A 12,484-nucleotide genomic window follows, 5' to 3' on the forward strand; every position below is an offset into this window, starting at 1 on the left:
CGCTGTTCGCTCACCCCCTAGAACAAAAATTCCTGAATCTTTAACTTGTTCAGTCCAAGACTGGTCAGTGGCATAACTGCTCGATAGTGTGGCTTGCGAACTAGCGGTACCCGACCAAGCCCAAGTCGGATCATAGTTCACAACATGACTTACAAAACCAGCTTGCCCTGCTTGCGATAATAAATTGGATACATAATAGGTCCGCGTTCCAGAGTTATCGAGATAAGATACGGCCCAACGACCGGGTCCATCATCCGTCACCGTAAATGGCGCCCCACTTCTAGTTGGCGTTATCGAGAAACCACTTACGCTAACATTCCCATTGGTGATGTTCGGCTGCCCCCCCTCCATATACCCCCCCCACCAGGTTGATACAAATGTCGGCGCATCATCTATACTGGGCGTAAAGTTTGAAGCTGTCAGTCTTGATTGATCTTGAATATAATTAACTTTCGCCTTGTCTTGATAACGCCCAACCAATTCGCCCATGGTGGCGCTATATTGTTTGGTGTAGTCTAAATAATTCGCTACCGCCTGCTGCTGTGCAAAACTGAGGCTTGCAAAATCCGTCGTGGTCGGTTTATCAACACCATAAGTCGCCCAAGACAAGGTGTCATTATCCCAAGTTTTGCCATTATAAGCTTGACCATGTACAAAACTGGAGACCTTCGTCCCCGAGCTGTGGACATACTCCACACCCGCATCACCCGCACTCACCCATGTACCATCATTTTGGCCATTTAAGGTATTACTGCCGGTCAAGAAACGCGCTTCGCTCTGGCTAACTACACGCAGAATATCTAAGTTAGCACCTTCCGGCATAATAACGAATTTGTCGCTCCAGCCTGGAATATCTATCAGATAAATAAACTTACTATTGTTCTTCCAATCAGGATCCACGATTAGGTTAGTCGGTGTGCCATTTTCAACCTGTTCTTTGATCACCTTACCATCGGTACCGTTTGCACTGTAGTGGAAATCAAACAAGGCTTTGAACCCAGTATGATTGAGCACGGCTTGTTTCTGCGCATCATTGAGCTGATTAAATGTACGATAGGTGGAGGTATCTTTATAATTCGAACCGGGTGCTTCCGCTGTGCGATCGGGGAATTGATCATTCCCTGCTTTCGTCCAATTGACTTCACTATTTTTATAGTGAACCCCTTCGATTAAAATTTCGACGAACTTCTTACCTTCAGCCGCATTTGGATTGTAGTAGCCCACCTGCTCTAAGGTGACATCCATCCGATAGTTGTATTTACCAATCACATCTTGCTTGGTACCGACTTGTTTACTAATCAAGCTTTCTTCATAACTAATCACAGGCACTTCAATTTGCCCAAGCGATACACGCTGATAACCTGTTACTACCTGCACTTCTCGCGTGAAGGTTTGGATCACAGGAATATAGACATCGACCAATGCGCCCACTTCTGTATCAGCAAGCACTTGGACATTGCCACCGACGAGCAGGTTCGCTTTGCCCTTGGCGTCCAATACGCCCTGACCGGTTAGCGCGAGATTGCCCGCGCCCAATTCGGTTAAATTAATCGAGCCTTCAAGCTTAGTTAATGACCAGTTATCTTGCACACCGGCGTGAATATCCAATGTACCGGCTGAGCGAATCGCACCCGTCACCTGCACCAAATCTTTACTACTCAACAAGATGCGACCGCTGTCACTGATATTATTGACCACACCATTCATTCGCAAGGTCGGTGCATACAGGTGAACAAACGCTGTCGCTTGAATATGACCCGCTTGCGCATCTTCAGAGGCACTATGTTGAACGAGTAAACTCTGACTCGCCAATAAACGGATACTCGCCTCATCGCCCAATGCATAGACACGCGCATCTTGGGTCACATTCACCTGTAAACCTTCTATCTGTACATTCGACGAAGCATCAACCTGACCGCTTACCGTCACCGCCGAAGATGTTGAGCGGATAAATATATCAGCGGTACGTGGTGCAATCGTAGGGATGTCATCTAGCACAACCACGTCAGACTGACCCACTATCCCTTTAACAAATACACCGTCGACCGCCACCAGTGAAATCTCACCACCACTGGCGGTATTTAATCGTCCACCTGACAAGACCGTGGTTTCATCCTCGTCCCACACCAAATCATTGATAATAATCCCGGCGCGACTGGCATGCACACCGCCGGTAATTAGGATGCCCTTTGTGGCATCAATAAAACCATCGACAATCACTTGTGCTGGGCTCGTCACAGCGATAACCCCTTCATCGCCCATGGCTTGCAACGTGCCAAACAAGTGCACGTTTCCACCTGCGCGCAGGGTTAATGTGTCGCCTGTCGTGCTAATACTGCTGTGCTTGTTCAATGAAAGACCTGTTCCATCGGCGTGCGTGCCGGTACGAATCAGGATATCCCCCGACGCATGCAATAGCGCACCGGTCGAGACAAGTTGATGGTTTTCATTTAAACCCAAACCGCCGAGTATCAAGCCACGTGAAGTCGTAATTTGTAAGCGCGTATTGTCACCCGCCGTTTGATAACCCGGAGCCTGCTCGCTAAACGCTGCCCCCGCACGTAAGCTGCCGACAATCACGGCTTGGTCAGCATCAATGCGCAACAAGCCTTCATCCGCCGCCACAAACACCGATGCATCCGATGCCATGGTCAAACTGCCGAGCGCTTGAATCACAACCGATTGATCAGCGGCTAACACCACCGCGTTTAAGCTGGCTTCACCGGCTATCGGATCAAAGGTGCCGATACGCATGTCACCACCAGACTGAATCAATAGGCGCTGCCCGTCTTGATCGGCTAACAAACGCGTACTGGTGATATCCATATTCGCGCCTGCTTTTAGCAGCAAGGAACCGGCAAGATTCAAATCGCCTTGGAATTTCATATCGTTCGTGGCTAAAATTTGGATTTCAAAATCATTCAATGCAGGCGTAGCACGTGAACTCTTAATCACCCCTTCAATATAGGTGTTGTAACCCGATAAATATAACTGGCCACCGGTTTCAATCCAACCCCCTGCCGAGGTCAGTGTTAAGTCACCCGATACGGAACGTATATCGATCAAGCCGATATCAAGCACCTCGTCAGAACCAGGCACGGCCTTGCCAATCGTGCTATCAATAATGACATCGTTAAACCCACGAATGATAATGTTTGACCCCGCATCTAGGGTTGTCAAACGACTGGTTTGATGGGTGTAAATACTCCAATTCCCTTCATCCAATGCTGACCCAGCTTGGATACTGATACCACTTTGTGCGGTTAGCTTGCCTTCTAACGCCAAGCTATTTTTAGCAAAAACATCTATACGTGCATTATCACCACGCGCAATAATTTCGCCAGTAATAACACCATCGTTACCTGGGTTAAGCTGAATACTGCCTGACAAGGTTTCTAGCACACCGGTTGGGGTTAGGTTAAAGTTTTCATAACCACTGGCTTGGCTAGTGCTTAATAGATTAATCCCGCTGTGCGCACGCAATTTACCGCCAATGGTCAATCCGCCACTTGACTGTGAACTGCTTCCAAGATTAATCACGCTACCCACTTGCGCGGCATCCAGCGTATACGCACGCGTTGAGTTTAGAGCCTGCTGCCCAGCAAAACCTAAACGCTCTAAGCCCACAGAGCCCTCGGCATTGAGGGTTATACGATGATTACTGGTCAAAAACAAACGTCCATCTAACAGACCAAACTCAAGCTCACGGCTTGTTAACTCAAGCTCACGGCTTGTTAGCTTAACTTGCGTATCAAGCGCAGGCGTGCCCGTTAAGGATTCAATCACTTTAAAGTCTGTATCATCAAACGCCGCTTGTAGCGCTGTCGCTAACCCGAATAGCCCATCTAAATTTTGGGTATCCGCCACAGCTAGGTTTACGGTACCCTGAACCTTGTGCGTACCTAAATCGATCACCATATCCAGCGCCACATCCGCACTGAGACGACCACTCGCAAATTGCGCAAAGCCCTCCGCCAACAATTCATTCGACCATGCTGGCGCAAAAATACGGGTATCACCGGTTGCACCTAAATTAATTTCACTGTCTGCCAACCAGGTCTTGATTTGCGCTGTACCGCCTATTACAACACCATAGTGCGGGAACTCACCATCCGCTAATCCTAGCCCGCCGCGCACATTAATCAACGACCCCGCTTCTAGGCTACGCGTAATGCGAATCTGACCATCGGCGATAATGTCAATATTGGAGTTACCGCCAAATGTATTGACGGTTTGCCCAAGGTATTCACCCTCGCTATCTCGGTGCTCGATAAGTTCGCCACCCGCTATTAATAAACCATAAATCTCAGCATCCCCTTTTCCGCCGATTTGGATGCGTCCATCTCGCTCATAGACTGAGATCACGGAGGCCGCTGGCAATTTAATGCCAACCCCCTCAGCACTTTCACCGCCCATTAACAAAACGGCATTATGCGCGCGAATCAATCCGCCGCGCTCAAATGTTTCGCCAAACGGGTTAGTCACCATCCCGCCCAAATAAATTTGTCCGCCACTGGCTATCCGTACATCCGCCTCGGCGCCAGACCAGCTAATTGTTTCTGCCAGCAAGTCGCCACTTTCATTAAATGTTTGGCTCACCGTGCCACCGGAAAGTATGCGACCCACGATGCGGACATCACCGGCACTTTGAATCTGCACCATCCCCTGCGTATCGGTTAAACCTGCAACCGATAGCCCGGCTACGCCGGTTAAATCAACACCCAAGCCCTCATCGCCTGCGCCCGGCACCTGGGTAGTGCGCAACACGACGGATTCTGCAGCGGCTACCGCACTGTCTATTTTAATACGCTGCCCGGCTTCTATCAGCACCGCTGAACCCTTGCCGGCCCAATCAATACCCTGCTCACCGATCTCGCCACCGGCAACAACACGACCAAGCACTTCAACATCCTGTCCGCCTTTAATCGTAATGGTGCTACCCGCTCCGCTGGTGGTTAAGGTAGAGGTATCATGAATCAAGACACTGACACCCTCAAGTGGATGACCCGCGCTGTTATTGACACCATTCAGGTTCGTTTCTCCAGTTACATCATACCCACCCAATATCGTTAGGTTACCTGTTAGCTCTGCACGTCCTTCCCAATACACCCAGCGATCCGAGTGAACCGTTAAATTGGCATTGTCGCCCTGAAGAATAATATTGCCGCGCAAAATCATATCCTGCTCTCCGCCGGATACAAGAATGTCAGCATTGTCTTTTAAGGAGGTAATCGTACCGGTAATCAAGGTACCAAAACCGCGTTGTCCAAAGAGACCGTGCGGTGTTTGTACTTCAAAGCGATCAATCTCGCCATTACCCGATGTATCGTTTGCATAAATGACATAACGCTGCCCATCCGCATCTTGCAACACCCAACGATTCGATGCGACCGCGTCACCAAGCGCCGCCGTATCCAGATCGCTATTTAGATAGTCAACGCCCTGTACAAAACTATTGACCAGTTGTTTGCCGGCTTGCGCCGCTGGATCGTAGAAATATTGACCTGTGTAGTGGGCATAACCCGTTGCACGTAAAATCGTAATTTGCTGCATGGCATCCAGCTCGGCAAAGCTAGCGCCTACATCCGGAATAGCAATGCGACTCCATAGAACGAGTTCGTTACGATAGTCGCCTTCCTCACCCTGCTCAAATGTGAGTTTAAATGGCTGCAGCGCATCGGCTTTATGGTAAATCGTGCCTTCAAATAAGCGGTACCCCAAGTCATTGAGCACTTTATTTTGTTGCGCCAAGGTCCATTCTTCAAAACCAAGCCCCGCGACCGGACGCGCCTCATCCTCCTCAGACCAATAGTCATCTAAACTATAGTCATCCGCGCTAAAGCTGACTTTTAACTGTTTTTCACTCTCAACACTTGGGTTGTAGTAAACCGTACCCTGGTATACCTCATAACCTAAATGCTCAAGTACTAATTGACGCTGTGCTAGGGTTAAGTCTTCAAAACTAGCTTCGTCAGCGGGTTGATAACTGCCGCCCCACTCATGGGTTCTGATGACATAATCAACAGGAGATGAACCAAAAGATTCCACCAATCGCGACTCCACGCTTGCCTGTGGATTGTGCCATGCGCCATCAAAATAAGCCTCAAAACCTAACGCACGCGCGACAATCGATTGCTGCGCTTGAGTTAAGGATGCAAAGCTGGCATTATCGGCAGGTGCGTCCACTTCACCCCAATAGATATTGGCATTTTGATAATCCGCACGCAGTCCCTGGATAAATCCGTCTCTGACCTTATAACCGGATGCGGCACTAAAATTAACATACAGGCCTTCTTGATCCTGCGTACCCAACAAGGCGTCAAACTCGTAACCTAGGTGTTGTGCCACCTTGTCTTTTTGCGCACGCGTTAGACTTTCAAACGCGGCATTGTCAGCAGGCACGCCCGCATCGCCCCAATTAATTTCACTGTTGGTATAGTCAACACGCGGCCCTTGTATGAGCTCGGACACTAGCGCACCGGTTTGCGGGTTATAGAACACCGCGCCGCTATGGAATGTATAGCCTGTTTTATCATAGGGTAAGCCAATGCTTAATGTTTCACGCACTTGTTGCTCAGCTGGCAAAGCCGGGTTGTAGTAGAATCCTTGGTCAAATGAGAGCACTTGATAACCGAGTGTTTCGGCAATTGCGCGCTGTGCCGCCTGATCTAATGAGGAGAAGGGCACATAATTTGCAACCGAAACAACCGTTGGCTGACCTTCTTTGTTTAGGCTCAACGCCGGTGTTCCATCAAAAAGCGCAAGCAAATCTGAATGAACTTCACCTTGATTTAAGGCATCACGAATTTCATTTAGTTTTTGTGTTGTGAATGCGGCTACCTTGCCCGGCAGACGATCGAAGTAATCCGCATTATCACCATTGGATGCGGTGGCCATAATATTGATATCACCCGATGCCGTTACCGAACCATCGAGTCTGATTTCACCTGTTGATTTGAGGTGTATATCAACGTTATCGCCTGTTTTAACCGCAATAGGCGTAGAACCTTGATATTCAAAACGCGCACCCGCCGTCACCGCACTGCCTGCACTTAAGTGCAGGTAGTTTTGGGCGTCTAATGTAATTTCACTACCTGCCTGGCGCGCCGCAATGACCGCGCCTTCCAGTACCACAATCCCGCCGGCGGTACTTTCGATATGAATATTGGAGTTAAATCCGCCGACTTCAAATCCTGAGGCAACGATAATCGAGCCAGCCGCGCGTACACTTATCTTGGCATTATCATCGTTGGTAATTAAGGTACTACCTACATCAGCTGTTAAGCTATTTGCCTCGGCACCATAGCTGACCATCACATCTTGGCCTGTACTGCGGATGACCTCAATATCCAGCTTGGTATCGGCAATCAAACGCCCAGTAACAATCATCTGTTCATCGGCGACAAAATAGATTTGTGGCGCGATAACACCGGCATCGGGTGCGCCAAATGGATCATTAATATTGGTTGCCATGACCTCAATTAAACGCGCTTGGAACCGCACGTCTTTTTGTGAGCGCACATCTCCCACAATGTTAATCCGCTGTGCATGGAAATAAGCCGTATCTTTCAGAATCGCATTGTAGGCGTAGGCGGCTTTTTCATCATCTTTGACATCACCAATCAACATCAACCCTGTTTTTTCATCCAGTCCTGCTTCACGCCCAATGTCAATCCGCGTAAAGCCCTCTTTTAATGCTTCAAGGTCTTTCATTGATAGATCTAGGAAGCCGTTATCAGGCCCGGCCGTAAAGTCGTTGCCGTACATAGACTGGCCTGCACCGCCAATGCGATAGTTTTGGGCAAGATGGGTGGTTTGAATCAACAAGCGCCCTGAGCCTTGGACTTGGTTTGCGCCTGAGTTAAAGTCGATATCATCGGCTAACAACTCAATCGCTTGACCCGCTCCGGCACGAAGCACACCGGACACCAAGGTTAAATTCGCATGACGCGCTTCAAGCTGAACATCAATCGACCCATGCTGAGTATACAGCGCCCCCAACGCACGTCCGCCTTGCAATAGATTGAGTGAAGTTTTTTCACGCAGAACAATATCGCGCACCGATGCTTCCTCGGCGGTGTTGATCAGTGTCAGCGCGCGTAGTTCGGTGTTTAAAACGCCTTGGATCCCTTGAGCTTGGATATTAAAGTGCGCTTGAGGTGCAATTAAGCTAGCTTGGGTTACATTTAACACGCCGGCGCTGGTTAGGTGCAAATCCGTCCGCCCCCAGTTAATCGCTTCGCCACCTGTCAGGCTAGTTAGGCTTGAGGTATCGTTGATTTCAATATAGTCGAGATTAGAATCGAACGTTAAGTTTCTATCTAGATAACGCAGGTTATGATCACCGAGTGTAATGGATTGAGTGCTGGCTAATGAATCAAAAATAAGGCGGTCATGACCCGCACCACCTTTTATGTTCATGTTACCTATCCAGTCGGTGTAAATCGTATTGGCACCACTATTAAGCTCAATAACAGCATTTTGGATATTTCTAAGGTTGAGCGTATCGTTTTGTGCGTTATAAATTTCAAGCGATGTCGCATTGTTGGCGTTAACAATTTGCTGCCCTGTGCTCAGGGTAATGACGGTTTTGTTTGCGTCATTGACATTAATAATATCGCGCCCACCCGCAACTTGAATGGTGTTATTACCTGTACCCATGTCAATAATAGAGGAGCCGTCGCCACCAATAAAGGTGTCGTTGCCAGCCAAACCATAAAACGCCATGCCCGAGACATTACCGCTAAAGAAGGTATCACTTCCCGTGCCCCCACGAATAATACTGCCCGCTGCTCCACCGAGTGCATTGATAATGTTATTGCCTGAAGCGGGTTTATCGGGGTCATTGTTAATCTCCAATATCGCATCAATACCACGACCGATATGGATAAAGTCATTACCGCTGCCTGTATTCGCAACAATGCGTTTAACACCATGGAAGGTTTTATTTTGACCCAAGGCGCTAACCGAAACACTGCCTGATTTGTATCCATCGCCCTCAGGAATCGCCTCAAGGAAGAACGACTCGTTAACAATATCGTCATAACGCGCATCACCGTAACGGCCAGACTCATCGCCTGCATTTAAATACAACACATCCCCGGCTTGCACAGCAATTACTGGATCAGGGCCAAGCTTCCAAAGTTGGCTAAAGCCGACAGAGATGCCCACGACGGTTACACGAACATTTAACAAGGCACTGACATCGGTCAGCTCTATCTGTCCAGCAAAACCAGCCAAGGTTTTATTAATAGAAAACAACCCTAAATCTAAATTAATCCAAACACCACCGTACACCGATGCACTGATAATGGTCTCCCCTGACTCGTACCCTAGCATCAAGGATAAACCAAAATCGACACCAATGACCTTGAAATCCAAGCCAAAGTTGACATCACCACTGATGAGCCACTCACCTTTAGAGTTAAAATAACCTGACACATCAACTTGCATCACACCAAAGAAATCGAGCCTCGCTTGATCAATACTTAAGGTGAAGACACTATCCACTAAACGCATACCGCCTTTAAAATCAATATCAAAGGCGAGTACTTTTAATGCGCCCTGAATGTCTAGTGCAAAGGTTGTCCCAGCCGCAACACCGGCATACTGGGTGGTATTACTGGTATTAATTTGCAGCTCCGCTTGACCACTAATACTTGCAATCCCTAAGTTCATCCCCACGCCCATTTGCGCGCGCATGGCAAAAACAGCGCCCTCAGACGTGTCCAAAATAGCGGCTGCGCCCTGAACGTTGAGCGCACCAAACTCACCAAGGTTCATTATCATATCGAGCTCAGCTTGCAAACCTTCGGCGTTAATCAATAGATCCATTGCGCCATTCATTTGAAGACCTGCTGGCAGGTTGACATACGCACTGCCTGAAAGACGCAGCATCGTGGGCTCAAGTGTCACCTGCTCAACCTGGCCTGGGATAACCTGTCCAGCTTGATCCAGTTTTAAACCATTCACTTGGCGGTTTGAACTGGTAGTGTTGATTTGAAGCAGGAAGCTACCACCAATTTCAAGTGCGCCGGCCTTAATCAGTGGTGAACCACCCGGCGCACCAATTTGGAGGCTACCATAAATGCCAGCGTCCGAGCCCACAACCAGTCCAAGCGTTCCGGTGGCCGAAAGGGGTTCAAGAATCGGTAAGTCCAGCGTCATATTGATGCTTAATTCGGTTACGACCTCATTGTTGGCTTCATCAACACTAAACAACATGCTAAAACCGCCGTCGAGCTTTAATGCATCGAGTATCGATAAAGAACCTTCGCCGTACACAGCTAAATAGAAATCAACCTCTTGATTTTTGTTTGGCGGTATATTGCTGATTTCCAACTGAGGGGGTAAATTACGACTGTCTTGGAAAGCTTGAGGCACGTTATATACAACGTTTTTGCCTGTGGCGTTCATCACAAAAGTCAGGGTTCTGACTTCAAGCGCAACCGCACCCAAATCTAACACCACCTCCTTCACCTCAAAGCGTGCGGCCACACCCTCACTACTCATCACCAGCAAGGCTTGCGCTTCACCGTATAAGAAACCACCGATATTAGCGGAAGCATCAATAAACAGTGACATTTCATCATCGGTGACTTTTAATTCAAACGCACCATCAAGTGAGGCCATACCAAACAATGCAAACGCCGCTTCGCCCTGTACTCGCAATAGGCGTTCGCTGTAATTAAGTATGATTGCATTGTTAGGGTTGCCGGTTTCAATTCGATAACCTTGCCCTATCGTGCCATCCGCACGTTCGTGAGTGGACTTGCTAAAGTCAATCGCTGCCATGTCATCACTGAACAGCACTTGGTTAAGATTCAATTCAATTTCACGTGCTTCTAGGGTCACGCCTTCCACGCCAACCAGGCCTGCTTTGGTTAAGTCAGCATAAATCGCCGCATAGGCCGCCGGATTGGTGATGTCCACATCGGCCATTACCAAAATACCGACATTCAGATCTTCAACCGCCAAACCCACCGCCGAGGTGTTTTTTATGCTTCCGTCAATACGCCCTTCTGCATTCGTGCCCCAATAACCACCGACGCCAACAAAGCCGTAGACATTACTCAATCCAATCGCCAATGAAGTCAGGTCGCGTGTTTTGTTATTCGTCAACGTAACGGTTTCACTACCGCGTTTGGTCATCGCCATCGAACCGGCGACTTGCATCATGCCCGCTAGCTCTCCGTGGAAGTATTCAATTTTGGCTTGAATGATTTCTTCATTAAAACTGAGGTAAATCGGCTTTTCATTGTTACCGGTATCCACAAACAGGCCTTGCTCACCAAAGACCTTGCCACTGCCGACAGTAATGCCGTTTTCAAGAATATCTTTTGCGGTATTAATGAATAAGCCTATGCCACCAAAATTAAACCCTGGCACCGTCGGAACAGATGGGAGCTCAGGTAAGTCAAGCATCTCGCTCAATGCAAACGCGGGCTGATAGCTTTGGGTTAGATCAATATAAGGCATCGGCAATAACGGCGGGATCCCCAGTAATGTCGAGGTATTAATATTGATTTCAATACCCTCTAAACGGGCGGCTAAAACCTCTTCCATCCCAACCAGGCCTGCTTGACCTACCGTGGCATGCAATGAAATATATTTTGGCAAAATCGAACTCAGCGCATCAATACGCACACCCCCAAAACCGGATGCGGTCATCAACGAGAAGCCAAGGTCTACGTCTTCTACCGTCAAACCAATAAATTCATCCGTACCGGGTGTACCGACACCGGCATAACCACGCATATTTGAAGCGCCAAACGTGAGAATATCGACATCATGAACCAGTTCGTCAACGCCAAAATCACTTAAGAAACCAGGCTGGGCTCTAACGAGCTGTTTGGTTTCACCGGCGCTAAAGGCTAAAGACCCCTCAAGATGCAAGAACTCGGCCACAGAAAGCTTAGCATGTTCCACGCGCGCAGACGCGTCAAGACGTCCATTAAAATCTAGGTAAACACTTTCGCCCAGCGTTTCAACGCCCCATCCTTGATCACCAAAGCTTTTTTTGAAGTCAATATACCCACCATCCAATGCGGTCTTAGACTTGTTCATACCGACGCTAATATTCGTTAGCTCCGCTGTCAATAATGGGTCTAAACCGATAAAGCCCGCCTGCGCCATATCCAGTTTAAAGGTTTGGAAATCACTCAATCCAACGCTTAAAAAATCAACATAGGCAAAGTCTACGCCGGCCGCATAAATTCCGACCGCGCCATCTGGCTCACCCACGCCATAATAGGGCGTGCCGATACCCACAAAGGCATTTAGATTGCTACCGACGATCTCGGTTGTTGTAAAGCGATGACCAACTAAGAGATTGCCTGCGCCATAAATTAAATCATTGCCTGCAACATGAACATTATCGACTTCACCGAGTCTAAAGCTGAAGTCACCGCTCAGGTGCGCAAAGTCGAACACGGAAAGCTGTGCGTTAAGCAAGTTGATATCCATCGCTTGCCCTTTAGAGCCA

General features: G+C 48.4%; 1 protein-coding gene (only partly in view). It reads right to left on the minus strand.

On the minus strand, nucleotides 1-12,484 hold part of the coding region annotated (locus NA59_RS05805) for an LEPR-XLL domain-containing protein (protein ID WP_198401061.1) (this coding region is incomplete at its 3' end). The annotated region is longer than the window, extending 17,182 nt past the left edge and 24,335 nt past the right edge; 12,484 of 54,001 annotated nt are visible.

Source organism: Thiomicrospira microaerophila (assembly GCF_000934765.1).
Classification (GTDB): Bacteria; Pseudomonadota; Gammaproteobacteria; order Thiomicrospirales; family Thiomicrospiraceae; genus Thiomicrospira; species Thiomicrospira microaerophila.